We start from the raw sequence: 24,155 nt of genomic DNA, 5'->3' as shown, positions 1-24,155 counted from the left end.
CAGACCTAGGCTCATCCCCACAGGTTGTTGCCTTAGAGTGCAGCAGGCTCGCGGGGCAGATCCAAGCTAAACACTTGGCTGCATTCATCGTAGTAAGCCTCACTCATCGGGCCTTGAACCATGCCAATCCGCCAGCACACCCGGCGCGACGCCTCGTTGCGCGGATCAACCACGGCAATCACGTGCTTCAGCCCGCGCGTAGCGGCATCATCCAAGATCGTGACAGCGGCCTCCGTGGCATAACCCGCACCCTGCGCGTCGGGATGCAGATGCCACCCTACTTCCACGGGCGCCGGGCCAACGACTCCACTCGAGAGGCGTACCGGTTTGAGCAAAAGGTTACCCAGTGGATGCTGCGTGGCTCGGTCGACGATAAGCCAGATCCCGTGAATCGGATGGCGCAACGCACGCCGACGCGCGATGGAGGCACGCGCTTCTGTGCGCGAGATCATTGGTCGCGCGGCAGGCCCCAGATAACGCACGGTTTCCCAGCGCGACTCGAGGTCAAAAAGAAAATCTTCGTCCGTGGCTCGCCAGGGACGAAGCTCGACTCGGGGACCGGTAACCGTACGCACACTTCAAGTATGCACCGTGAATAAGCAACGGCCTCGGGCAACATGTCGTCACCCGAGGCCGGTTGAGTTGGTTCGCGAACGTCGCGAAACGCTTAGTCGTTGATCAGGTCGTAACGCACGATCGTCTGGTCACGATCCGGTCCCACACCAATGGCGGAGAACCGGGTACCGCTGAGCTTCTCAAGGGCCAACACGTAGTTACGCGCATTCTCCGGCAGGTCTTCGAGTGTCTTAGCCCCGGAGATATCCTCGGTCCAGCCATCGAAGTATTCGAAGATCGGCTTGGCATGGTGGAAGTCGGTCTGCGTCATCGGCATCTCATCGTGGCGCACGCCATCGACGTCATAGGCCACGCACACCGGGATCTTCTCGATGTTGGTCAGTACGTCCAGCTTGGTCACAAAGTAGTCGGTGAAGCCGTTAACGCGCGAGGCATGACGGGCCAACACGGCGTCATACCAACCGCAGCGACGCGGACGACCGGTATTCACCCCGAACTCGCCACCGGTCTTCTGCAGGTATTCGCCCATTTCATCGAACAGCTCGGTGGGGAACGGCCCGGCACCCACGCGGGTGGTGTAGGCCTTGATGATGCCGATGGAGCGGTTGATACGCGTCGGACCGATGCCCGAACCCACCGAAGCGCCGCCGGCGGTGGGGTTGGAGGAGGTCACGAACGGGTAGGTGCCATGATCGACGTCGAGGAACGTGGCCTGGCCACCTTCCATGAGCACGACCTTGTCCTCGTCCAGCGCCTTGTTGAGCACGTAGGTAGAGTCGATGACCAGCGGGCGCAGACGCTCCGCGTAGGAGAGGAAGTACTCGACGATCTCCTCAACCTCAACGCTGCGGCGGTTGTAGACCTTGAGCAGCAACTGGTTCTTCTGGCGCAGTGCACCTTCGACCTTTTGGCGCAGGATGGACTCGTCGAAGACGTCCTGCACGCGAATGCCCAGACGTCCCACCTTGTCCATGTAGGCCGGGCCAATGCCGCGGCCGGTGGTGCCAATGGCGCGCTTGCCCAGGAAGCGCTCGGTGACCTTGTCCATGGTCTGGTGGTACGGGGCCACCAGGTGGGCGTTGGCCGAGACGCGCAGGCGAGAGGTGTCGGCGCCACGCGCTTCGAGACCGTCGATTTCGCTGAAGAGGGCCTCCAGGTTCACCACGCAGCCATTGCCGATGATCGGGGTTGCGTTCGGGGAGAGAATGCCGGCCGGAAGTAGCTTCAGCTCGTATTTTTCCCCGTTAACCACCACGGTGTGCCCGGCGTTGTTACCGCCGTTGGGCTTGACCACGTAGTCGACCTCGCCGCCGAGCAGGTCGGTGGCCTTTCCCTTACCTTCGTCGCCCCACTGGGCTCCGACGATCACGATTGCTGGCATGGGATCCTCCCCCTTGCGAAAAAGCAGTGGACCGGCGTGCTTCGCGCCGTCCCGACACGGTGCCGGGCAGAAATAAACCCCTAACACTTCTCGCATGGCCCATGGGGCTCCATGTAAGAGTTAGGGGGCTCTTACGACCAAAGTTTACCGAACCGTGCGCGGATGTGCGAGCCGACAGGCGAGCCATCGGGTCGCGGCCTGATCTCAATTTGGCAACGGGCGGCGGTATTCCGGGCTCAGGACCGCATCATTTCGCTCCAAAACCTTGATTAAAGGCCGGCGCGCGACATCATGGACACACAGCTTAACTTCACTCCACTGCGCACCGCACGCTTGACCTACGCGAAGGATCCACGGTGAAACCCGTACGTCGCTGGCTCGCCGTCATACCGACCCTCACGCTGCTCATCTCCTGCAGTTCGCCGCAGGCCGAGCCCTCTCCCAATGAACCCTCCCCCACCCGCTCGGCACCGACCATAGACCCACAAGTACGAGCCCCTCTACGCCACCGGACGGAGCCGATACCGCAAACTGGAAGAGCTTTGAGAGCTTTAATATCTCCTTTAGATACCCGCCGAACTGGGTGATCCGCGCGGACGACGACCTCTCGGCAGACCCCAAGAACCCTTACCTTCAGTGGGAAATCGTGACCGACCGAGGATTCGCGATCGCGACTTTCGAGGCCAACTCGGCCAAGGACACCGACGGCGACACGGATCGTTACGAGCGCACCAAGCTGGAAACACGTGAGGTGGCGGCCGACCTGCATACGCCGGCGGTGTTCGTGGCCGAACAATATGTCAAGACCGAGCCCGGCAATGCGGCAGATGCGAAAAAGAAGATCGTCCTATTCCTCAGCACCGCAGACCGGGCGCAGCAACGCGGCTCCGGGCCGGAATTGTCCTATTTCATGCCGCGAGCGGACTTCTATTCGATCTTCGAATCCACCGAGGATTTTGCGCAGGCCGCGGGCTTCGACGATGACAGTGTGGACCTTGCGGCAGCCCGGGAAATCATGCAGTCCGAGGCGTACTGGCAACTGCGCGAGATCATGCTCAGCGTCACTAGCCGCTAAGCTAACGCCAGACCCCTTGACCCTGACACAGTGGCAGATTGGATAACAAAGACATGCTATCCATTGGAGCCTTCGCGCAGATCGGTCAGGTAACCCACCGCATGTTGCGGCATTGGGACACGGCCGGTCTGCTCGTACCCGCCCATGTCGATCGCTTCACCGGTTACCGTTCCTACGATCCCTCGCAACTGGCTCGCCTGCACCGCATTGTGGCGCTGCGACAACTGGGGTTCGGCCTTGAGGATATTGCGCTGATCCTGCAGCAGGGAGTTGACGCTGAACGTTTGACCGAGCTTCTGCAGCTCCGTCACGACGAGGTTGAACGGGAATATCAGACCGCGGCGGCCCGACTGCGCGATGTACAGCGACGGCTTCACCTGATCGAAAGGGAAAACGCCATGTCCACCATCGAAATCGTCGAGAAGTCACTCCCAGCCCTACGACTGCTCGGGGCGCGTCACACGGTCAACGAGCAGCCCGAGGTCGGGGCCGTTGTGGGTCCGCTCTTCCACCGCGTCGAGGCGACGCTGGAGGGAACAGATCTCGGCATGCCGATCGCTCAATACGAGGCCACGGAGAACGGATTGCACATCTGCGTGGGCTACGAGCTCGAGATCCCCGTACCCGAGGGGCTCGAAGAGATTCAGTTGCCGGCCGAGGCCACAGCAATCTGCGGGGTGCACCTTGGATCCATGGACCGCATCGCCGAAAGTTGGCAGAGCATCCACGCACAATTGATCGCCCGCGGACTGGTACCCTCGGGCCCCTGCCGCGAGCTTTATGTGCGTAGCGACTCCGCCGATCAGCAGGATTGGGTCACCGAATTGCAGCAACCGGTACGTCGGGCTGATTCAATGGAGGGGTGAAACTAGGATTCGTCCGCCACGGACAAACGCAATGGAACCTCGAAGGTCGACTGCAGGGCAGTAGCGATATTCCGCTCAACGACACCGGTCGCGAGCAGGCTCGCCAGGCAGTGCAGGTGCTCGGCGCGGGAGACTGGGATGTGATCGTCTCCTCCCCGCTCTCCCGCGCGCGGGAAACGGCGCAGATTATCGCCGAGGGGCTGGGCCTAGAGCTCGGGCCCGCCTATGACCTGTTGATCGAACGCGATTACGGCCAAGGCGAAGGCGTGGAAGAAACGGTGGCCGCCGAGCGCTGGCCCGGGAAGATCGGCGGCGGCATCGAACCTCTGGACTCCGTCGTGGATCGCGGGTTGCGAGCCATCGAGCGCATCGCCGCCGATTACCCCGATAAGAATGTGGCAGTGGTCTGCCACGGCACGATCATCCGCTATACGCTCTCGCATTTTGCCGGGCACACCCTAGACACCATTCGCAATGGATCGGTGGCCCTGCTGGAGCGCGAAAGCACCGGATGGGTTCTTCGCATGGTCAACGACGAGGTGCTCAGCCAGAGCTAGTCGCGCACAGACTGCCGCTCGATGAGTGGCATGTCGATCAGTTGCTCGCCGGAGTGCTCCTGCTGTCCGAGCACGCTGTGCACCGCCCGGACGCCCATCTGCTCGTAGGGCAGGGCGATGGTGGTCAGTTGGGGACGGAGATAACCGGCGATGACCTCGTCGTCGAAGGAAATCACCGAAAGATCCGCGCCCGGTGTCAAGCGGTGTTCGGCGAGCGCCTGATAGGCCCCCATGGCGACGCGGTCGTTGGCACAGATCAACGCGTCAGGTCGGTGCCCCTGCGCGAGGAGCTGCGTGGTGGCTACATAGCCATCGGCCGGGTTCCAGTCCTCCAGTTCCCACTGCCCCAGTAAGTGCAGGGGCGAGTTATCCAACGCCTGGTTCAAGGCCGCGAAGCGTCGGGTGATCCCGGGGTAGCTTTCCGGGCTCGATTGGGCCGCGCGCAGCGCACCGACCAGCGCCACGGTACGCGCTCCGGTCTGCGCAAGGCGTTGTACGGCCTGCCGACCGGCCGCGTTTTCATCCGGCATCACGCTGGGGTGCTGTTGCACGTCGTGGGAGTTCACCAGGACCACGGGCCGATCCTCGGGTAGCTCGGGAAGATCGCGCAGCCGCGAGTCCATGAAGCCGAGGATGAGGCCGTCCACATCGCGCTGTCGCAACTGATCCAGGGCCTTGGTCAATTCGGCTGGCTCGCCGCGGGTTTCGGTAATCAGCACCGTATGGTCGTTATCGGCCGCGGCCCGCAGAATTCCGGTGATCATCGCCGAAGCAAATCGGGTCACCGTCACTTGATCCGAAATGAATCCCAGCGTGCGGGTTTTACCCAGCCGCAACGATTGCGCCGCGACGTTGGGCCGATAGCCTAGCCGTTCCGCCGCTTCGCGGACGCGTTTCACCGCCGCGGCGGACAACCTGCTTCCGGGACGATTATTCAGGATCAGGCTGACCGACGCCTTGGACATGCCCGAGGCCTCGGCCACGTCCGCCAGGGTGACTCGCTTGGATTTTTCTGCGCTCACGTATCCCTCTTGCTACCGCTGTCTTTGCAATTGTTTGAGCCTAGCCTATTGCTCGGCGCCGACTCCACTGCTATGGTTTTGTGCTAAATCAATTTAGCAACGATCGCGAGGAGCGTTCTTGTCGCAGCTATCCATCGCTCACGTCCCGCGCCCCACGCGCCACTTCACCCCGGCTCAACACTGGATGAACGATCCCAACGGGCTCTTCTTCGACGGCGAGCTGTACCACCTGTACTTTCAGTACAACCCGCACGGTGTAGAGCACGGGAACATGTCCTGGGGCCACGCCACCAGCAGCGATCTCGTGAACTGGAGCGAACACCCGGTGGCCATCCTGCACGACGAGAGGCATGACATCTTCTCGGGTTCGATCGTCATCGACCGGCATAACAGCAGCGGGTTGGGCGACGGGAGCACGGCACCGGTCATCGCGCTCTACACGGCTGCGGCCCGCGACGGCTCGAACCAGGCGCAGGCGCTGGCCTACTCGCTAGATGGGGGCTACAGCTTCACCAAGTACGCCGGCAATCCAGTACTCGATCGCAACTCCGCCGACTTTCGCGACCCCAAGGTCTTTCGGTACTCCGGTCCGGCCGGGGACTACTGGGTAATGGTGGCCGTGGAGGCCGTCGAACGGCGGGTGCTGTTCTATCGCTCCGAAAACCTACTGGAGTGGGACGAGCTATCGGGCTTTGGGCCGCAGGCAGCCTGCGCGGGTGTCTGGGAATGCCCGGATCTTCTCGAGCTTCCAGTCGAAGACAGCGCCGAAACGAAGTGGGTGCTCGTGCTCTCGCTGAATCCCGGGGGTGTAGCCGGCGGTTCGGGCACGCAGTACTTCATCGGCGATTTCGACGGCACCAGCTTTACCCCCGACCACGAGCAACCGGCCCGAGATCACACGGATTTCGCTACCCTTGCCGAAGGAGCCTGGCTAGATTGGGGACGCGATAACTACGCCGGCGTCAGTTTCCATGGCCTGCCCCGTAACCGATGCACGCTGATCGCCTGGATGAGCAATTGGGACTACGCCCGTCAGCTGCCCCATGAGCGGTGGCGCGGATCCATGACCACCGCCCGCAAGGTGGACTTACTGCGCACCGATACCGGCTACGCGGTACGCCAACGCTTCGTGGGACTTCCCGCCGCGGCGGCCGCGGAAAGCTATGGAGCTGGCACCCACGAGCTGGCACTTCAAGGACCGACGCTCATCGACGTGCAGGCCCGCGACCTGGGCGAGGAACCGGTGCGTGCACGCTTTTTCCGCGCCGACGGTAGCCCGCTCAGCGAACTGCTCCTCGGCGCGCAACAGATCTCCCACCAGCGACCGTCGGGCCGTGTCGACCACGAGCTCTACCCCTCAACCCAGCACATGCCGCTTCCACCATCGGATGGACGGCTCTGCGCGCAACTCCTGCTCGACGCCGGGTCACTTGAAGTGCTCGCCGCCGGTGGCCTGCGCTCGCTGACCGACCAACTCACCGGAGAAGAGACACCGGCCCGCGTGCTACTGACCATTCCCGGCGGTGCGCAGAGTGACGTAGCCTGTACGCCACTACCCCAACACGGGTCTACAGCCACTCAGGAGCTCAAATGACCAAGATTGTTGTATTAGGCGAGTCCCTCGTCGATGTCGTCGACTCGATTGCCCATCCGGGCGGCTCACCGCTGAACGTCGCGGTGGGACTCTCCCGTCTCGGTCAGCAGGTGCGCTTCTATACCGAATTTGGCCGCGACGACTACGGACGCGCAATTGCCGAACACCTCGCCGAGTCGGGCGTTGAGCTCGCCGACGGCTCGGTGAGCGACCGGAGCACCTCGGTAGCACTGGTGAAAATGGATGAACATTCCAACGCGCACTACACCTTCGACATTCACCAGCAATTACCGCCAGTGCGCGAGGCCGAAGCACCCGAGCTCATGCACACCGGCTCGATCGCCGTCTGGGTCGAACCTTCTGGACATAGCATTGTCGAAGCCTTCGGTGCGGCGCAGCCGAGCACGTTACGAAGCTACGATCCGAACCTGCGCCCCGATCTCGTGACCGACCGCGCCGCGACCGTGCGGCGCATCGAAGTGTTGGTGGCGCTCAGTCACGTTGTTAAGCTCAGCGACGTCGACGCGCAGTGGCTCTATCCAGAACTCGATCAATGGCAGGTGCTCGAGCACCTAGCCGAGCTGGGCGCAAAGCTGTGCGTCATGACCCGCGGAGCCGACGGCTGCCGCGCGTTAGCCGATGGCCAGCGTTACGAGGCCACGGCGCTACCGACCACGCTGCAAGACACCATCGGTGCCGGTGACGCGTTTATGTCGGGCCTGCTCCACGGCGTACTCAGCGGAGAACTGGCCCAGGCCCTGCGCGCCGGCAGCTCACCGACCGCGCCCGAGGTACGCCGTGCACTACATCATGCCCTAGCTTCCGCGGCGCTGACCGTGGCCCAGCGCGGGGCCAACCCTCCATGGGCCAAGACATTTGCCGCCGCCCTATCCGACTAGCCGATCCACCCTAGAAGAAAAGTACCGTCAACGATGACCGCCACACACCCTTTCAAGAACCCCGCCTACCTACACAGCTCGCTGTCCATGCTGCTGTTCTTCGCCTCTTGGGGTATCTGGTGGTCGTTTTTCCAGATCTGGCTCACTAGTAAGGACTCGGGGCTCGGACTGAGCGGTTCGATGGTCGGCACGGTTTACTCGGTAAATTCGTTGGTCACGCTCCTGTTGATGTTTGGCTACGGCGCCGCGCAGGACCGGCTGGGCTCCAAGAAACACCTGGCCATTCTCGTGGCAGCGGTTTCCACCCTAGTCGGGCCCTTTGCCCTGTGGGTGTATCAACCCCTGTTGCAAACCCATTTCATGCTCGGCGTTGTCGTGGGGGCGGTGGTGCTCTCGGTGGCCTTTTTAGCCGGCGTGGGCCTACTGGAGGCTCTCACCGAACGGTTCAGCCGCCGCTACGGCTTCGAGTATGGCCAGGCTCGAATGTGGGGTTCCTTCGGCTATGCAATGGTCGCGCTCGTCGCGGGTTTCCTGTTCACCATCAATCCAATGATCAATTTCTTTGTGGGTTCGGCGTTCGGCCTGCTTCACCTGCTACTACTCGTGTTCTGGCCGGCGGGCGACACCCAATTAACCGAGGGCTCTCACCAGCAGCTCTCTACGGCCTCCACCCCCGGGCTACGGGACATGATGGGTCTGCTACGCCTGCCTAGTCTCTGGCTGATCATTGTGTTCGTCATGTTCTCTTGGACCTTCTACACGGTCTTCGATCAGCAGATGTTCCCCGATTTCTACACCGGGCTCTTCGCTAGCCAGGAAACCGGCCAGCAGGTTTACGGGGTACTTAATTCCGTGCAGGTCTTCGTCGAGGCGGCCATGATGGGTGTTGTTCCCCTACTGATGCGCCGCGTGGGCGTTCGCACGGCACTTCTTTTAGGCGTGGGAATCATGTTTTTCCGCATCCTAGGATGCGCCCTCGTCGACGACCCGGTCTTGGTCTCGGCCATTAAGATGTTGCATGCCATCGAGACACCGCTGTTCATTCTTCCGGTCTTTCGCTACTTCACACTGCACTTCAATCCAGCCCTCTCGGCGACCCTGTATATGGTTGGCTTCCAAGTTTCGGCTCAGGTCGGCAACGTACTGCTTTCGGCGCCGCTGGGGTGGTTGCATGAAACGACCGGCTACCGCACGACCTTTCTGCTCATCGCCGCGGTGGTCTTGCTAGCCGGGATCTACGGGTATTTCACGCTCAAGAAGGATCGGGAACAGGTACCGGGCGATCCCTTTTTGCGTCACCGCGAGCCGGTGGCTTAACTCTCGGTCGCGCCGGACTCAGCAGCAGAATCAGCGAAAGGCCGATTAACGCAATGCCGCACCATCCATAGACTCCAAGCCGCTCCCCGACAATGAGCACGGCTAGCACTGCGGCCACCGCGGGCTCACTGAGCGTGACGGTCGTGGCGGTGCTCGCGGAAACATGGGTCAGGGCCATCCCGAAAAGCAGGTATCCAAGGAACATGGGGATGACCGCCAAATAGGCGAGCACCAGAACGTTATGCGCGGCAGCGAACAGTCCGTGGGCGGTGATGACAAACACCGGCATCAGCAGCAGCCCGCCGAGCCCAAAAATAGACCCCACGGCCGCGCCACGCGGCACCCCCGCGGAAAGCAGACACGCCGTTGCCCAAGAGTACACAGCGTAGCTGGCCCCGGCCAGTAGCCCCAACCCCACGCTGATAGCCACCACGACCACGGGCATCGCGTCCTGTCCGGCGGTGCGCGATACTCCCAGCAGCGCCGTTCCGGCGATGCCCAGGCCGGCCGAAGCCCACCACCGACGGGTGAGTTTTCCCGTACCGAGCAGCCGCTCCAGCACGCCACAGAATAACGGGGCACTCCCGAGTGAAATGATGGTACCCAGCGCAATGCCACCGATAGCCATAGAACTATAGAAGGCCAGTGGATACACCACAATACCCAGGGCGCCGACCACGATCGTGCGGAGTTGTATAGCCAGCTGAGCGCGAGCACTTCGTAGGGCCGGCAGCGCAATGCAAGCCTGCAGTAACCCACCGAACCCTAGGGATGCGGCGCCAATGGCCAGCGGTGAGAGCCCCTGCGCGAAGTGCGCCGCGGTACCCGTGGTGCCCCAGAGCACCGATGCCACCAACAGTGGCAACATCCCGGCGGTGGCGCGCGTCGTCACCGCCCACCAGCTAACTCGCGAATGAGTGTTCGCGCCTTGCGCAGGGCGGAACTATTTCCTTCAAGGCCGGCCAGGGCCATGGCCCCCTCCAGTACAAAGGAGCAGTGGCTGGCCACTTCTTGGGGGTCCGCGCAGCCATTCGCTTCGAGGTGCTCGGCGAAAAAGCCTCGCACCTGGGACTTGTGGCCGGCTACCACCGCCCGTCCGGGTTCCCCGACCGGAAGTTCAGCCGCGGCGTTGAGCAGTCCACATCCCCGAAACCCGTGGGCATAGCCGGCTTCGGCATGATCGATATAGGCGTCGACCACCGCGAGCACCCGCTCAAGTGCCGAGGTGCTGCTCGCCAGCCGCGCGGCGTAGAGCTCAAGCCATTCGGTATGCCGCTGCTCCAAGTAGGCCATGACGAGTCCGGACTTCGACTCAAAGTTGTTGTACAGGCTCATTTTGGCCACACCGGCGTCGGCGATGATCGCGTCGATGCCGGTGGCCGAAATCCCGTCGGCGTAAAAGCGGTCCGCCGCGGCCTGCAGAATTCTTGTGCGTGCGCTGGGTTTCGTCATCTGCACCACCTCCAGTAGACAAGTTAGTCTAAATAGACAGACCTGTCTATGAAACCTAAATAGGCTATACCCCCAACCACACCACTAGAATTGAAGGTATGGCATTGACGAAGACGACGGTCATCAACACCGCGCTGGATATTCTGCAGCGTTTCGGCCTAGCCGATCTGTCGATGCGTCGCCTGGCCAAGGAACTAGATGTTCAGGTCGGCGCCCTCTACTGGCATGTGAAGAATAAGCAAGAACTGCTGGCCCAGGTCGCGGCGCAACTCCTTAACGCGCCGGGACTGAGCATCGACCCGAGCGCCTATCCACGGCCCGCCGAAGCCGTACTCCACCTGACCCGTAAGCTCTATGTCGCCCTGCTACCAATTCAGGACAGCCCCGAAGTTGTACAAGTGGCGATCGCATTACAGAGCGAACCACTACGCCCACTGGTGCAACTCATCGAGCTCCTTCAGTCCGCCGGACTGACCGAAATGCAGGCCGGATTCGGACAGCAACTACTGTTGAATCACATCCTCGGCTCGGTGGCCCACCGGCAAAACCTCGTACAACTGGATATCGACGCTCCGGTGGCCGATGGATTCAACTTTGGCCTAGAACGCGCGGTCGCTGGGCTCCTGCCCTAGCCCAGAGCGCCACCCGAGAGTTCGAGGTAGCACTTCGCGCACAGCGACTCGTACCAGACGTCCTGTCCATCGATGGCCACCTGGTCCCCGTCGAAAACCACCGCATCCCCCACGCGCCGTGTATTGAACATCGCCTTGCGCCCACAACGGCAGATGGTTTTCAGCTCCTCAAGGGTGTGCGCCAGTTCCATCAAACGGGCGGCCCCCGGAAATGCGTTGGTGCGAAAATCCGTCCGGATGCCATAAGCCAACACCGGAACGTCATCGAGTACGGCAATGCGCAAGAGGTCATCGACCTGTTCACGAGTCAGAAACTGGGCTTCGTCCACGAGTAGGCATGCCACCGGCGGTGCGTCCACGTGCGTGAGCAGGGCGTTGGGATCATCGCCCGAAGCCTGAGCGCGAAACTGTTCCCGCACCGAATCTTTGGGACCAATGAGAAAATCAACATCGCGCTGCAATCCAAGCCGCGAAACAATCGATGCCTCGCCCTTGGTATCGATACCGGGCTTTGCCAAGAGAATTCGTTGACCGCGCTCCTCATAGTTGAAGGCGGCCTGCAGCAAACCCGTCGACTTGCCGGAGTTCATCGCCCCATACCGAAAATACAGTTTCGCCACGTATCATCCTTTATCGCCACTGAGCCCCTACCGGGCCGCGTACCAGCTTAGTCCAGTCGCTCCGGACCGCCGGGGCGCCCGGCACGCCGACGACGCTGGCCGGTGGCGAGGTAGAGCATTGAAATCAGCGCCGTAAAGGGCAACCCGAAGATCAGCGTCAGCCGAAATTGTTCGGTAAAAATCGAGGTCACCAGCAGTGCGCCCAATAGCAGCGCGCCGATCAGGGAAGCTAGCGGATATCCGGGCAGACGGAACTCGAGGGTGCGTCCCGCCGCGCTCAGCTTGCGTCGGAAGGCCACGTGGGTCAGCAAGATGAGCAGCCAGGTAGCCATGGCCCCGAAGGTGGCCAGCGAGATCATCACCCCAAGGCCTCCCGAGGGCGTGGCCATGTAGACCAGTGCCGCCACCGCGATACCGGCCGCGGAGAGCACCACGGCGGATACCGGGGCACCGTTCGAGGCAAGCCGCGCGGCGAAGGAGGGCGCAAGGCCCGCCGTAGCCAGCGATCGTAGGGTACGGGTGGCGGCGTAAAGCTGCGCGTTCATCGCCGAAAGCGCGGCCACGATCAGCACAACATTCAGTACCGAATCGGCGAAGGGAATACCCACCGTGCTCATCACGGTGACGAACGGAGAACCCGCACCCAAGAGCGCGCTGGCCGGCGCCAGCGCCAAAATCAGCCCCATGGTCAGCACGTAGAACACCAGCAGGCGCAGAAAGGTCACCTTAAAGGCCTTGCGGACCGCGAGCGACGGATTCTTGGACTCGGCGGCGGCGATGGCAATAACTTCGACACCCATATACGAGAAAATAGCGACGATGACGGCGGCAAACATACCTCCGAAGCCATGTGCAAAGAATCCAGATTCCGCCGTGTAGTTGGCAAACCCATAAGACGGATTACCGGACCCGAAGACCAGCCAAGCGGCCAAGATAATGAAGGCCACCACGGCAAAGATCTTGATCGCCGAGAACCAGTACTCGGTGGCGCCAAAGGCTCGGACATTAGCCAGGTTGACCGCCAGCAGGGCCGCGGAAAAGAGCACCACCCAAAAGATCGCCGGGACCTCGGGGAACCACAATTGCATGTAGTCGCCGACCGCACTGACCTCGGTACCCACCGCAAGAACCAGTGCGGACCAGTAGATGTACCTGATCAGGTAGCCGCCGAAGTCACCGAGATAGTCCTGTGCGTATTGGCCGAAGGATCCGGCCGCGGCTCGATAGACGGTCATTTCGGCCAAGGCACCCATAACCAGTAACGCGATGAGGCCACCGATCAGGTAGCTCAAGATCACGCTGGATCCTGCCATCGCGATCCCCAACTGGCTGCCCATAAACAGCCCGGTGCCGATGGCACCACCAAGGGCGATCATGGTCAGCTGGCGAGAGGTCAGCACCCGGCGTAGCCCGTTCGATTCCTGACTGGACTGTGTCGGTGTGCCGATCATAAAAACCTGTGCCCTCTTTCCCGAATGTCGTGGGCACGCTCGGCCCACGACCTTCAAGCTTAGCGTGCCATCGCCGGGCGCTGGCTTAGGTCACCGCGTTACGCACCCGGTACTCCTCGCGTTGCCAGGCACCGGTGTGCAAGACGTCGCGCAGGATCTGCACCGCATCGTAGACATCGGTACGCGAGAGGTAGAGCGGCGTGATGCCAAAGCGCAGCACTTCTGGCTCGCGGTAGTCGCCGATGACGCCGCGATCGATCAGCGCGGCCATGATCTCGTAGCCATGTGCGTGGCGGAAACTCACATGGCTACCGCGCTGCGCGTGGTCCCGCGGGGTGATCAACTCGAGGCCAAAGTCGGCGCACTGAGTTTCGACCAGCTCGATGAACAGGTCGGTGAACTCCAAGGAGGCACGGCGTAGCGCATCGAGCCCGGCCTCAAGGCTAATGTCTAGGCCGTTTTCGACCATGGCCATCGAGGTGATGGGCTGGGTACCGCACATAAAGCGGCGAATGTCGTCAGCCGGCGCATAGTTCTCGGCCATCGCGAACGGTTCGGCATGCGACCACCATCCGGCCAGCGGCTGCCAGAACCGCGCGTGGTGGCGCGCATGGACCCAAATGAAGGCCGGGGCGCCGGGACCACCGTTGAGGTACTTGTAGGTGCAACCCACTGCGTAGTCGGCATCGGCGCGATTCAGGTCGACGGGCACCGCGCCGGCCGCATGGGCCAAGTCCCAGATCATCAGGGCTCCGGCGTCGTGGGCGGCGGCAGTAATCGACTGCATATCCCACATGGCACCGGTGCGGTAATTGACATGCGACAGTGAAAGCACTGCCGTGTGCTCATTGAGCGCCTGGAGCAGTTCCGCTTCGCTGTCGATCAACAAGACCTCATAGTCGATCCCGGTTTCTTCGCTCATGGCATTAATCAGGTCGCTCAGGCCCTGTGCGATGTAAATGTCCGTGGGGAAATTATCGCGTTCGGTGATGATCACTCGGCGGCCCGGTGCGTCGGCGCGCTGGGTGCGGAGCGCCGAGGCGAGGGCCTTGAACAGGTTCAGACTGGTGGTGTCGGTGACCACGGTTTCGCCCTCGTGAGCACCAAGAAGCTGGCCAAGCTTGTTGCCCAGCCGCTGCGGCAGCTCGAACCACCCCGCGGAATTCCAGGATCGGATAAGCCCCTGGCCCCACTCCTCGGTGATGACCTGAGCAGCACGCTCGGCAGAGCCCACCGGAAGCGCACCCAAGGAATTGCCGTCGAGGTAGATCACGCCTTGCGGCAGCGCAAAGCGTCCATGAAAAGCTGAGAGCGCATCGGCCCGGTCTAGTTCCTGCAGAGTTTCGCGATCAAGTGCCACCGTTTACTACCTTTCCGAACGACCTATTTCTGCCCCTATCGTAGAATCAAAGTCAGCGTGCTTCGATCGCTCTCGAATTATCCGTCAGAAAATACGAGGAATACCGTGGCAGATTCACAATGGAGCGTCCAAGGAGCCAGCGTGCCGAATCCGGTGCGTGTCGATGAGATCGATCTGGCCATTCTCAGCGAACTCAAGGACGATGCCCGCTTGGCCAATAATGTCCTGGCCGCACGCGTGGGACTGGCGCCCTCTACCTGCCTCGGCCGGGTCAAAGCGCTGAGCCGCTCGGGCGTGATCCGCGGTTACACCACGGACATCGATGAAAAACTCTTGGGCGTCACCGTCAAGGCCATGATCTCCATCGTCGTCGCCGCCAATGCCCGAGATCGCCTGCTGGCATCGGCAAAAACGCTCGGAGAACTACCCGAGGTCAAGGACGTCTACGTCCTCGGCGGCACCCCGGACCTGCTTGTTCATGTAGCCACCCGTGGCATCGACGAGCTTCGCCAGTTCGTCGCTACCCATTTAGGAGCGAATCGTGCCTTCTCCTCGACGCAAACCGCCATTATTTTCGAACATCTTCGCTAAGCCAAGCAGGCACTTGGACGTCCTGCTCGTTGGTGCGAGTTAGCCCTTGGGCAAAAGCTTCATGATGTCACCGGCAATGTGAAAGAATTCTTGCTCTTGCTCGGCTATATCTTGAGCCTCTTGCCGTTCCTTGGAGTTCTGCTGAAGCACCGCGACATAGGAGTTACCCGCTTCGTCGGAGACCAACCAGCTTCCGGCCAACACTCCGACATCCGAACCACCCTTAAAGGCCGCATGGCGCCAACCGTCCATCGTTATTCCGGGATTCTCCGTCAAAATTCGAGCGACCTTAGGTTCAGCGAGTTCGTGTAGCGCGTTATGTACGCGAGCTATATCCTTCGGTGAGGCGAACCATTCGGCGCCTTCATCCCAGGCCGGCTCGGTTCCGACGTCCTCGACCGTGACCTTGAAGGGTTCAGCCTGAAGTTTTTCATGCAGTATCCAGCGACGATCGGAGTCCGCCTGCGCCCAGGATTCCAGCAGGTCGGTGTTGCCCCAAGCCAGCTTCAGCATGTCCTTGGTGCTCAAAAAGGGATGAAGCTCTTGGGGGTCGTGGTGCCCCGAGTCCCGCACGGAGCGCTCCACCGCAGGGCGACCAACCGCGTCGATGAGCATGTCGGTGGCGGTATTGTCGCTGATCGAAATCATCTTTTGAGCGGCCTCGTAGACCGTCAAACGCGTACCGTCAGCCTCGTTTTGGAGCTCACCGCTGGGCAGCGATTTATCCTTATCGCGCAGGATCAACTGGTCATCCCACGACAGATCACGTGCCGTTTCGACCTCCTGAGCGAGGGCAAGCAGCACGTACAGTTTGAACATTGAGCCCAGTGGGGCACTCTCATCGGCATTCTGCTCGAGGAAAACCTCAGAGCCGTCGGTGCGAGCCACGTACGCAGACACCGAGCCCGGGAGCTTTTCGAGAGCGTCGGAGACCTCGTCGAAAGAGGCCAGCGGGGTGCGCTGCTCATCTTGCGCGGGGACGAAACGTAACCCGCCAACTTTCCCTGCCTTATCGAGGTTCAGGTGCATCGTGAGATCGGGCGGGGTTTGACCAGCCAGCCGAAGCGAGGCGGTGCGCTCCGCGCCCTCGTAGCCAACGACGGTGTAGGGCCCGGCGCCGCGCAGTTGCCGGTTGGTCAGCTCCACGACCTGTTGCACCGAAACCGCGTCGGTGAAGCTCTTTGCCAGCTCCTCGTTCCAATCATTCTCGGTACTTTCCTCTGGGGCATTGAGGATGTCGAGAATTTTCTCTGCCTTGGTACCAGCCGGGGTCTGCGGAATCGCCACCGGCGTCGGGTGCGACGCGGCAGGGCTTGAAGCGGCCGGCGATTCGGTTGCTGGATCGGTGCCCTGACTCGTGCAGCCGGCGAGCGACAACGGCGCGAGCACCGCGATTGTCAAGGCGTTCACCCCGAGTTGGGCTTTGCCTTGAACCCACTGACCCACAGTCCGCATGCTACACCTTCCTCTAGTCTTCGCTCTAACTAAACACTTGTAAGAATCGATACAAGGCGATAGCGCACAAAACACGAACGGTGGCCGACAGTACTGTCGGCCACCGTTAGTAGCGCTTCTAGTTCGACTCGATAGCAGCCTTAGCCGTGGGGTCCGAATCGTTGAGGAATTTGCCGATCCGCTCGACTTCCTCCACCTCCCCGATGGCTGCCGCTCCGCGCCCGAGGGCGTAGAGCGAGCGCAGGAATCCTCGGTTAGGCTCATGCCGCCACGGCACCGGGCCCTGCCCGCGCCAGCCGGCCTTACGCAATGCGTCAAGCCCGCGATGGTATCCAACACGCGCGTAGGCGTAGGACTCCACGATGCGACCCTCGGCGTGTGCCTCGTCCGACAGCAGCGCCCACACCAGTGAGGACGACGGGAACTTTGCCGCCAAGTCGGCCGGCTCGTCGCCGGCGCCGAGGCGGTCGATCACCTCGGTCTCTTCCGGCAGGAGCGTTTCGGGGATTCCCAGCAGGTTTTCTCCGACCATCGTTACTTGATGCTCTTCCCGGCCGAGCCAAGCTGCTGTGCAGCCTCAACGATGCGGGCGGCCATGGACTCTTCAGCCTTGGCACCCCACACGCGTGGGTCGTAGGTCTTCTTGTTGCCCACTTCGCCGTCAACCTTGAGCACACCGTCGTAGTTGCTGAACATGTGTCCGGCAACGGGACGGGTAAAGGCGTACTGGGTGTCGGTATCGATGTTCATCTTGATAACACCGTAGGAAACAGCGTCGGCGATCTCCTGCTCGGACGAACCCGAACCACCGTGGAAGACGAGGTCGAAGGGGTTGTCCTGACCGATCTTGGCACCAACCTGAGTCTGGATATCCTTGAGGATCTCCGGGCGCAGCTTCACGTTACCCGGCTTGTAGACGCCGTGTACGTTACCGAAGGTCAGCGCGGTGATGTAGCGACCCTTTTCGCCGGCGCCGAGTGCCTCAATGGTGGCCAGGGCGTCCTCGACGGTGGTGTAGAGCTTGTCATTGATGGCGTTCTCCACGCCATCTTCCTCGCCACCGACGGTGCCGATCTCAACCTCGAGGATCTGCTTGGCGGCCGCGGTGCGTGGCAGCAGCTCGGCAGCAATGCGCAGGTTTTCCTCGAGGGTTTCGGCCGAGCCGTCCCACATGTGGGAGTTGAAGAACGGATCGCGGCCAGCGGCGACCTCGGCCTCGGAGGCGGCAAGCAATGGCAATACGAAGGAGTCGAGCTTGTCCTTCGGGCAGTGGTCGGTGTGCAGCGCGATGTTCACGCCGTAGTTCTTAGCGACCTGGCGGGCGAAGGCGGCGAAGCCCAGCGAGCCGGCAACCATGTCCTTGATCGAGGCGCCAGACCAGTAGGCTGCGCCACCGGTCGAAACCTGGATGATGCCGTCGGACTCAGCCTCTGCAAAACCGCGGATGGCGGCATTCAAAGTCTGCGAGCTGGTGACGTTCACCGCGGGGAAGGCGTAACCGCCGGCCTTCGCGGCATCGATCATGGCATTGTACTTATCGGGGGTTGCGATAGGCATGCTTCACTCCTGTAGTGATTAGCGGGGGTGACGCGTCTCCGTCGACGGCAGTTCCACTCCATCCTATCGGCTCCGGGCGCAAATGTGCCGCGGATCGCATTAAGTGACGCGGCAGATTACTCCGTCGCCGTCGAGTCCGATACCGACTTGGTGACCGTGGAGGTAGTGCTCGCTTCCGGTTCCACGACGGTTTCCGGAACGAAGGTTTCGCTCAACGATGGCTTCACCGAAACCGTGCGCTGCGGCACCGGCGTCTGGGAGACCTCGGTGGTGGTTTTCGGAGCGGCGCTCGTGGTCGGTGCCGGGGTTTCGGGAGTGAGCAACTTGCTTGGCTTCAGGCTCGGAGTAGCCGCCGGCGCAGTCGGCGTCTGAATCGAACTATTCGACGGAGAATCCTCAGTTTCAACCGGCTTCGTCGGCGACCCGGAATTCTTTTCCGTCGGCGAGCCCGATGGCTCGGTAGGCGTGCTCGTATCATCGCTGGGCGACGGCGTCTTACTGTCGCTACCGGTCGGGCTCGGGCTATCGCTCGGATCAGTCGGCTTCGTCGGCTTGGGCGAGGGCTTATCCGTGGGCGAGGTGCTCGGCGTCTTGCTTTCCGACTCGCTCGGACTGGTCGACGGCTTATCGCTAGGCGAAGGTTTCGGCTTCGGCTTCGGCTTGGGTTTCGGAACGACCGGGGTGTCGTCCTTCGGCACCACGACATCCGGATCCTTGCTGATGTTCTGGTCCTTCGGCGCCGTCTGCTGATTGTTGTTGCCGCGCGGCGCGTTCTTCGAACGCACGGTCAGGTGCGAAGAGTCGATCATAGCGTCCGGTTGTCCCGGGATGCGTGGCAAGTAGTTGCGTGGATCGTGCCAGCGACCATTAATGAGCACCTCGAAGTGCACGTGGCAACCGGTGGAGTTTCCGGTGGTGCCGGCCAAGGCGATGAGCTGCCCCTGCTTGACCTTTTCGCCGATCTTCACGAGCAACTTGGAATTGTGGCTGTACCCGGTCTGGACGTTATGTCCGTGATCGATGGTGACACGCATACCCGAGTGCCCAGCCCAGTTGGAGACGATGACCGTACCGGCCTCGCTGGCGTACACCGGGGAACCGCAGGCGATCGGATAGTCCTGGCCAATGTGAATCTGGTTGCCGGGTCCGGTGGGGTTTTGGCGCCACCCATAGGGGCTGGAAATGCGACGGGTCGTTACCGGATGCATCAGTTGCAGGCCACCGGGCAGATCCCCGATTTGACCCACGGCTCCGGCAAGCAGAGCGTTGCCCTCTTCGTCACCGGCAGAAGAAGCGGCGGAGGCCTCATCGGATTCGTCGGTTGCCATTTCTCCGGCATATTCGGTCACGCGGCCGTCGATGGCCAGGTCCCAACCAGTGCCATGGAAGGCTGCGACCGGCGCGTCTTCGCTAACGGTCACCGGCCCCTTGAAAGATTCGGGAACGTTGATGGCGTCGACCGCGATGGGTGCATTTCCTTGCCGATTATCACCCGGTTGGGCCACGATGGGCCATGCCAGCGCCGAGGATAGGCCTAAGGCAACGACTGCCGAGCTCGACCACACGACAAGAGAGCGCTTTCGCCGCGGCAGTCCGGGCAACAAAAGATCGTGGTTTACCTGATGACGCCTCTTCACAATCATTGCCCCCGGATCACGATTTGATAACCGATCTCCAGCCTAAGACGAAGCAGGCAACTAATCTAGGTGCTCGACAAAAAGAACTCCAAAATACATTATTTGTTACCCGACGCGTTGTCCGAAGACATGCCGCCGAATCCAGGCGTGCATAGCGATCCCGGCCGCGGAAGCCGCGTTAATCGAGCGGGTGGAGCCGAACTGCTCGATGGATAAGGTCGCCTCGGCGGCCTCATGCACTTCCTGACTCAACCCCGGGCCTTCCTGCCCGAACACCAAAACGCAGTTGCGCGGCAATTCATAGGTTTCGAGCGGCACCGAATCGGGGAAGATATCTACGCCAATGATGCTCAGTCCCTCACCCTTGGCCCAGGTCACGAATTCCTCCACCGTGGCGTGGTGGCGCACATGCTGGTAACGATCGGTGACCATTGCCCCGCGCCGGTTCCAGCGACGTCGGCCGATAATGTGCACCTCTTTGGCAAGGAAGGCGTTGGCGGTACGCACCACCGTGCCGATGTTCATATCGTGCTGCCAGTTCTCGATGGCGATATGGAAATCGTGACGCCGCTCATCGAGGTCGGCGATAATCGCATCCATGGACCAGTACCGGTACTTGTCGGCCACATTGCGCCGGTCGCCCTCGGCCAAAAGCTGACGGTCGTAATGCCCTCCTTCGGGCCAGGTACCTTCCCAAGGGCCAACGCCAACCTCGGGCTCGACGGGTAGCTGCTCACTGGGCTGTTGCGGATCTTCACTCACACCTTTAAGCGTAGTTCGTTCTGCGAGCCGCCGTGTCCGCGCCGAATGTGCCATGATTTGAGTACCGAGGGATACCAATCAATGGCGATAGCCTCCCACCTGAAACATCCCAGAGAGGACCACTTCTCGTGACTATGGTCAAAACCGCCGCTCGTTCCATTCATGACATTCAATGCTGGCTCACCGATATGGATGGGGTGCTGGTCCACGAGAATCAGGCAATCCCCGGCGCCGCCGAACTCATCGATTACTGGCGCACGAACGAGTTGCGCTTTCTGGTCCTGACGAATAACTCGATCTACACCCCGCGCGACCTACGTGCGCGCCTCTTGGCGAGCGGCCTGGATGTGCCGGAGGAGAACATCTGGACCAGCGCACTGGCCACCGCGGAATTCTTGGCACGCCAGCGGCCCGGCGGTCGCGCCTTCGTCATTGGCGAGGCCGGGCTCACCACCGCATTACACGATGCCGGGTTCATCATGACCGACCAGAACCCCGACTATGTGGTCCTCGGCGAAACCAGGACCTACTCCTTCGAAGCCATCACCAAGGCGATCCGTCTCATCGAAGGCGGGGCGCGTTTCATCTGCACGAACCCCGATGCAACCGGTCCCTCGGCCGAAGGCTTGCTACCGGCCACCGGGGCGGTGGCCGCACTGATTTCCGAGGCGACTAAGCGCACTCCCTATGTGGTGGGCAAGCCCAATCCGATGATGTTCCGTTCGGCACTGAACCGGATCGACGCCCATTCGGAGACCACCGCGATGATCGGTGACCGCATGGACACCGACATCATCGCCGGCATGGAGGCCGGGCTGTTGACCGTTCTGGTCCACTCGGGCATCACCTCCCGCGACGAAGTCGCCTCCTTCCCATTCCGCCCAGACACCAGCTACCCCTCGGTGGCCGAACTCCACGCGGAACTAAACGCACCGCTCGAGCAGAGCGAAGAGAGCGAGTAATTCGACGGCGCGTGGGGAGTTTTCTAGTCTGGAGCCTATGCCAGCAAGCCCCCAGCCAACCGAACTGACCCGTGTAGAGCGCTGGGAAAGGCGCGCCGAGGTACCACTGGTGCTCCTCGCCCTTGCCTTTCTCGTCGCCTACGCGTGGCCGGTACTCAACCCTCGGCTCGACCCATCGCTGACCGAGATCCTGCGCGCCGTGTCGTGGACGGTCTGGGGCGCCTTCGCCACTGACTTCGCGATTCGTATTGCCTTGGCCGAGCAACGTTCGCGTTACATCCTGCGGCACTGGTACGACGTGCTGCTCATAGCAGTACCTTTTCTGCGCCCGCTTCGCATCTTGCGGGTGCTCTCCGCGGCCCGTCTGGTGAACCGGATCCTGACCCGGCATTTGGTGGGCCGGGTCAGCGTATATGTCGGCTTTACCGCACTGACCTGCATCGGGCTGGGGGCGCTGGCCGTGCTGGACGCCGAGCAGGGAGCCCCCGATGCGAATATCACCACCTTCTCGGATGCGCTGTGGTGGGCCGTGGTGACCAGCGCGACCGTCGGGTACGGCGACTTCTATCCCGTCACGGGCACCGGGCGGCTCATCGCCGTGGGGTTGATGCTCGTGGGCATTGCCCTACTGGGTTCGATCACCGCTGGGGTGGCCGCCTGGGTGACGCAATCCGTTGAGGCCGATCGTCGGCGCGAGTAGTCTTCACATCCGCTTGCGTTTACCGCTCGTGACTCCTCAGCAATACCCGTGTCGATGCATCTCTACTGGGACAGCACTTCGCATTCCCACGATCTGACCTAGATAACACTTTCGCTGCCCCGTTCAGAATGCTCGCTCGTATCTAGGGAATCAAAGTTTTCCTGATTGCGGTCGCCATCCTGGGGTTTGAGCCAAATCAATCAAGACCACCTAGATTTTGACGTATTGGAAGTCTTTACATTCCGGTCATCAGGGCAAGGAAAAAGCACTTAGACGATCTTAGACGGGTACGGGCCTGCTACTTCCAGCCTAGAGACACCCCTAGTTCTGTAACTCTCATCTTCAAATGGTAGTTAATTGCAAACAACGATGACGGTATACTTGGCTGCCAGGCGCGCAGTGACGATCTCGTAAGCGGGGCTGTCGGTCCTAACTTTGCAAAAGTGAAAGATCCCCTCATTCTTGAAGCTGAGCGAAAGTTCGCGTATTTCGAGGCAATGCCTCATAAACCTACTCTCCTGTATGCTTCAGCCTCAGACTGATCTATGGTGGCCTTGTAGTTCTGTAGTCGGCCAGAATTAAGCTGGCCGTTCAACTCAGATTGAGGTTCAGGATGCAATCTCATCAATTTGTCGAATCGTACCGAGAACTCAGTGCCAATATCCATGATGCTGGACTGGCTCGTCGCAGGTACACGTACTTCGCCACGAGCATCCTCGGGTGGATTCTGGCGTTAGCTGGTCTGCTGGCGGTAGTCGCCATACTTGGCAATTCATGGCTACAACTGGTCCCAGCCATGCTCATTGGGCTCGTGATGGCCCAGCTTGGTTTCCTGTCTCACGAAGCAGCTCACCGAACGATCTTCGCATCGAGGAAGTGGAATGAAGGAACCTCTCGTTGCATCTCCGGGCTCTTAATGGGATTGAGCTACAACTGGTGGATGGCCAAGCACAATACCCACCATGCTAATCCGAATAAAGAAGGTGCTGACCCTGATGTTGAGTCTACGGTGCTGGTTCTCACTCCCGATGGCGGCGAGAGACGCAAAGGATTAGCTGCCAGGATTTCACGCTTACAAGGTTGGTTTTTCATTCCTTTACTGTGCCTTGAAGGTTTGAATTTGCATGTTGCGTCCGTGAAGATGCTGCTCTCTACCCCCAGTTTGAGGCACCGATACGTCGAATTGCTGATGATTATGATCCGACATGCTTCTTACGTCGTCTTTTTACTGACGTTTTTACCCCTGGGAAAAACAATCGCATTCTTGGGGGTTCAAGTGGGAGTCTTTGGGATTATGCTCGGCGGAGCTTTCGCACTAAACCATATCGGAAGGCCAACTGTTCCAGCTGATGTACAACTAGATTTTCTCCGTAGACAAGTGGTCATGTCCCGAAATATCACTGATGGGCCGTTAGTACGGTTCTTGATGGGCGGTCTGCAGTTCCAGATTGAGCACCACTTGTTTCCTGTCATTCCGCGTCCGAACTTGCCTGAAGTACAGAAAATAGTCCGCCAGCGTTGTTCTGAGTTAGGCATTGAATACACCGAGCAGAGCTTAGGGCAGGCCTTCACCCATGTGGTGTCCTATCTCAATCAAGTAGGGTCACAAGCTGAAGACCTTTATGCCTGCCCCCTGGTACGCAGGTACCGAGGCTGATCAACATAACGTAGGTTTTGCGACCAAAAGCA

Annotated in this window: 24 protein-coding genes; 11 read left to right on the top strand and 13 right to left on the bottom strand. The window is 60.9% G+C overall.

Annotation, left to right across the window (positions count from 1 at the left end):
- Positions 1 to 32: 32 nt before the first annotated feature.
- Both ACJD00_RS01255 and ACJD00_RS01250 read right to left on the bottom strand, forming a co-directional pair.
- Entirely contained in the window at positions 33 to 575 is a 543-nt protein-coding gene (locus ACJD00_RS01255) for a GNAT family N-acetyltransferase (protein ID WP_418908143.1), read from the bottom strand.
- A gap of 92 nt (positions 576 to 667) precedes the next feature.
- A complete protein-coding gene (locus ACJD00_RS01250; protein WP_309410114.1) occupies positions 668 to 1,957 on the bottom strand; it encodes an adenylosuccinate synthase in 1,290 nt (429 codons plus the stop codon).
- A gap of 583 nt (positions 1,958 to 2,540) precedes the next feature.
- Here ACJD00_RS01250 and ACJD00_RS01245 point away from each other — a divergent pair.
- Genes ACJD00_RS01245 through ACJD00_RS01235 form a run of 3 tightly spaced genes read left to right on the top strand, consistent with a single transcriptional unit; the run spans position 2,541 to position 4,455 of the window.
- Positions 2,541 to 3,032: a hypothetical protein gene (locus ACJD00_RS01245; protein ID WP_418908142.1), complete on the top strand. Its 492-nt coding sequence runs from the start codon at positions 2,541 to 2,543 to the stop codon at positions 3,030 to 3,032.
- 53 nt (positions 3,033 to 3,085) lie between these two features.
- Positions 3,086 to 3,898: a MerR family transcriptional regulator gene (locus ACJD00_RS01240; RefSeq protein WP_418908141.1), complete on the top strand. Its 813-nt coding sequence runs from the start codon at positions 3,086 to 3,088 to the stop codon at positions 3,896 to 3,898.
- Positions 3,895 to 4,455 carry a histidine phosphatase family protein gene (locus tag ACJD00_RS01235; protein ID WP_418908140.1) on the top strand — a complete coding sequence of 187 codons (561 nt, stop codon included), beginning with the start codon at positions 3,895 to 3,897 and terminating at the stop codon, positions 4,453 to 4,455. The genes ACJD00_RS01240 and ACJD00_RS01235 overlap by 4 nt, the downstream gene beginning before the upstream one ends.
- Here the strand turns inward: ACJD00_RS01235 and ACJD00_RS01230 are convergent.
- A complete protein-coding gene (locus ACJD00_RS01230; RefSeq protein ID WP_418908139.1) occupies positions 4,452 to 5,477 on the bottom strand; it encodes a LacI family DNA-binding transcriptional regulator in 1,026 nt (341 codons plus the stop codon). The genes ACJD00_RS01235 and ACJD00_RS01230 overlap by 4 nt on opposite strands.
- A gap of 118 nt (positions 5,478 to 5,595) precedes the next feature.
- Between ACJD00_RS01230 and ACJD00_RS01225 the strand changes: the two genes are divergently transcribed.
- From ACJD00_RS01225 to ACJD00_RS01215, 3 genes are read left to right on the top strand one after another with little or no spacing between them, the layout of a single operon-like run.
- A complete protein-coding gene (locus tag ACJD00_RS01225) occupies positions 5,596 to 7,071 on the top strand; it encodes a glycoside hydrolase family 32 protein (protein ID WP_418908138.1) in 1,476 nt (491 codons plus the stop codon).
- Positions 7,068 to 7,970, top strand: a complete 903-nt coding sequence (locus tag ACJD00_RS01220) for a carbohydrate kinase family protein (protein ID WP_418908137.1) — start codon at positions 7,068 to 7,070, stop codon at positions 7,968 to 7,970. The genes ACJD00_RS01225 and ACJD00_RS01220 overlap by 4 nt, the downstream gene beginning before the upstream one ends.
- A 33-nt stretch (positions 7,971 to 8,003) precedes the next feature.
- Positions 8,004 to 9,287 carry an MFS transporter gene (locus tag ACJD00_RS01215; protein ID WP_418908136.1) on the top strand — a complete coding sequence of 428 codons (1,284 nt, stop codon included), beginning with the start codon at positions 8,004 to 8,006 and terminating at the stop codon, positions 9,285 to 9,287.
- Here the strand turns inward: ACJD00_RS01215 and ACJD00_RS01210 are convergent.
- Together ACJD00_RS01210 and ACJD00_RS01205 are read right to left on the bottom strand one after the other, a co-directional pair.
- Positions 9,223 to 10,179, bottom strand: coding sequence for a DMT family transporter (locus ACJD00_RS01210; RefSeq protein ID WP_418908135.1), 957 nt, complete (start codon positions 10,177 to 10,179; stop codon positions 9,223 to 9,225). The two genes, ACJD00_RS01215 and ACJD00_RS01210, sit on opposite strands and share 65 nt — an antisense overlap.
- The gene (locus tag ACJD00_RS01205; RefSeq protein WP_418908134.1) at positions 10,176 to 10,739 is read right to left on the bottom strand and encodes a TetR/AcrR family transcriptional regulator; all 564 of its coding nucleotides are present in this window, start codon (positions 10,737 to 10,739) and stop codon (positions 10,176 to 10,178) included. Before ACJD00_RS01205 ends, ACJD00_RS01210 begins: the two co-directional genes overlap by 4 nt.
- 98 nt (positions 10,740 to 10,837) lie before the next feature.
- On the opposite strand from ACJD00_RS01205, the gene ACJD00_RS01200 reads away from it, so the two are divergent.
- Positions 10,838 to 11,371 carry a TetR family transcriptional regulator gene (locus ACJD00_RS01200; protein ID WP_418908133.1) on the top strand — a complete coding sequence of 178 codons (534 nt, stop codon included), beginning with the start codon at positions 10,838 to 10,840 and terminating at the stop codon, positions 11,369 to 11,371.
- On the opposite strand, the gene ACJD00_RS01195 is transcribed toward ACJD00_RS01200, so the two are convergent.
- The 3 genes from ACJD00_RS01195 to kynU form a co-directional block, all read right to left on the bottom strand.
- Positions 11,368 to 11,991, bottom strand: coding sequence for a thymidine kinase (locus tag ACJD00_RS01195; RefSeq protein WP_309410125.1), 624 nt, complete (start codon positions 11,989 to 11,991; stop codon positions 11,368 to 11,370). The two genes, ACJD00_RS01200 and ACJD00_RS01195, sit on opposite strands and share 4 nt — an antisense overlap.
- A gap of 47 nt (positions 11,992 to 12,038) precedes the next feature.
- Positions 12,039 to 13,442, bottom strand: coding sequence for an amino acid permease (locus ACJD00_RS01190; protein WP_418908132.1), 1,404 nt, complete (start codon positions 13,440 to 13,442; stop codon positions 12,039 to 12,041).
- 85 nt (positions 13,443 to 13,527) lie between these two features.
- Entirely contained in the window at positions 13,528 to 14,802 is a 1,275-nt protein-coding gene (kynU, locus tag ACJD00_RS01185) for a kynureninase (RefSeq protein ID WP_418908131.1), read from the bottom strand.
- Between the two features lie 105 nt (positions 14,803 to 14,907).
- Here kynU and ACJD00_RS01180 point away from each other — a divergent pair, with 105 nt between their 5' ends.
- Entirely contained in the window at positions 14,908 to 15,393 is a 486-nt protein-coding gene (locus tag ACJD00_RS01180) for an Lrp/AsnC family transcriptional regulator (RefSeq protein ID WP_309410128.1), read from the top strand.
- Between the two features lie 39 nt (positions 15,394 to 15,432).
- Here the strand turns inward: ACJD00_RS01180 and ACJD00_RS01175 are convergent, their stop codons facing one another.
- The 5 genes from ACJD00_RS01175 to ACJD00_RS01155 all read right to left on the bottom strand — a co-directional run bounded on the left by ACJD00_RS01175 (position 15,433) and on the right by ACJD00_RS01155 (position 20,804).
- Positions 15,433 to 16,848, bottom strand: a complete 1,416-nt coding sequence (locus tag ACJD00_RS01175; protein ID WP_418908130.1) for a serine hydrolase — start codon at positions 16,846 to 16,848, stop codon at positions 15,433 to 15,435.
- Positions 16,849 to 16,966: 118 nt separating this feature from the next.
- Entirely contained in the window at positions 16,967 to 17,380 is a 414-nt protein-coding gene (locus ACJD00_RS01170; protein ID WP_418908129.1) for a DUF3151 domain-containing protein, read from the bottom strand.
- 2 nt (positions 17,381 to 17,382) lie between these two features.
- Positions 17,383 to 18,405, bottom strand: coding sequence for a class II fructose-bisphosphate aldolase (fbaA, locus tag ACJD00_RS01165; protein ID WP_309410131.1), 1,023 nt, complete (start codon positions 18,403 to 18,405; stop codon positions 17,383 to 17,385).
- Between the two features lie 116 nt (positions 18,406 to 18,521).
- Positions 18,522 to 19,970 (bottom strand): peptidoglycan DD-metalloendopeptidase family protein, encoded by a 1,449-nt coding sequence (locus ACJD00_RS01160; protein WP_418908128.1) that lies wholly within the window; start codon positions 19,968 to 19,970, stop codon positions 18,522 to 18,524.
- Between the two features lie 177 nt (positions 19,971 to 20,147).
- Complete coding sequence (locus ACJD00_RS01155) at positions 20,148 to 20,804, bottom strand: RNA methyltransferase (protein ID WP_309410133.1); 657 nt, start codon at positions 20,802 to 20,804, stop codon at positions 20,148 to 20,150.
- 134 nt (positions 20,805 to 20,938) lie between these two features.
- On the opposite strand from ACJD00_RS01155, the gene ACJD00_RS01150 reads away from it, so the two are divergent.
- The 3 genes from ACJD00_RS01150 to ACJD00_RS01140 all read left to right on the top strand — a co-directional run bounded on the left by ACJD00_RS01150 (position 20,939) and on the right by ACJD00_RS01140 (position 24,123).
- Positions 20,939 to 21,766 carry an HAD-IIA family hydrolase gene (locus ACJD00_RS01150; protein ID WP_309410490.1) on the top strand — a complete coding sequence of 276 codons (828 nt, stop codon included), beginning with the start codon at positions 20,939 to 20,941 and terminating at the stop codon, positions 21,764 to 21,766.
- A 37-nt stretch (positions 21,767 to 21,803) separates the two neighbouring features.
- Positions 21,804 to 22,466, top strand: coding sequence for a potassium channel family protein (locus ACJD00_RS01145; protein WP_418908127.1), 663 nt, complete (start codon positions 21,804 to 21,806; stop codon positions 22,464 to 22,466).
- 613 nt (positions 22,467 to 23,079) lie between these two features.
- A complete protein-coding gene (locus tag ACJD00_RS01140; protein ID WP_418908126.1) occupies positions 23,080 to 24,123 on the top strand; it encodes a fatty acid desaturase family protein in 1,044 nt (347 codons plus the stop codon).
- Positions 24,124 to 24,155: the final 32 nt, after the last annotated feature.

The organism is Glutamicibacter endophyticus, from assembly GCF_048457885.1.
GTDB lineage: Bacteria > Actinomycetota > Actinomycetes > Actinomycetales > Micrococcaceae > Glutamicibacter > Glutamicibacter endophyticus.
The sequence above is the reverse complement of the archived record's forward strand: the minus strand, read 5'-3'. Positions and strand labels throughout refer to the sequence as shown.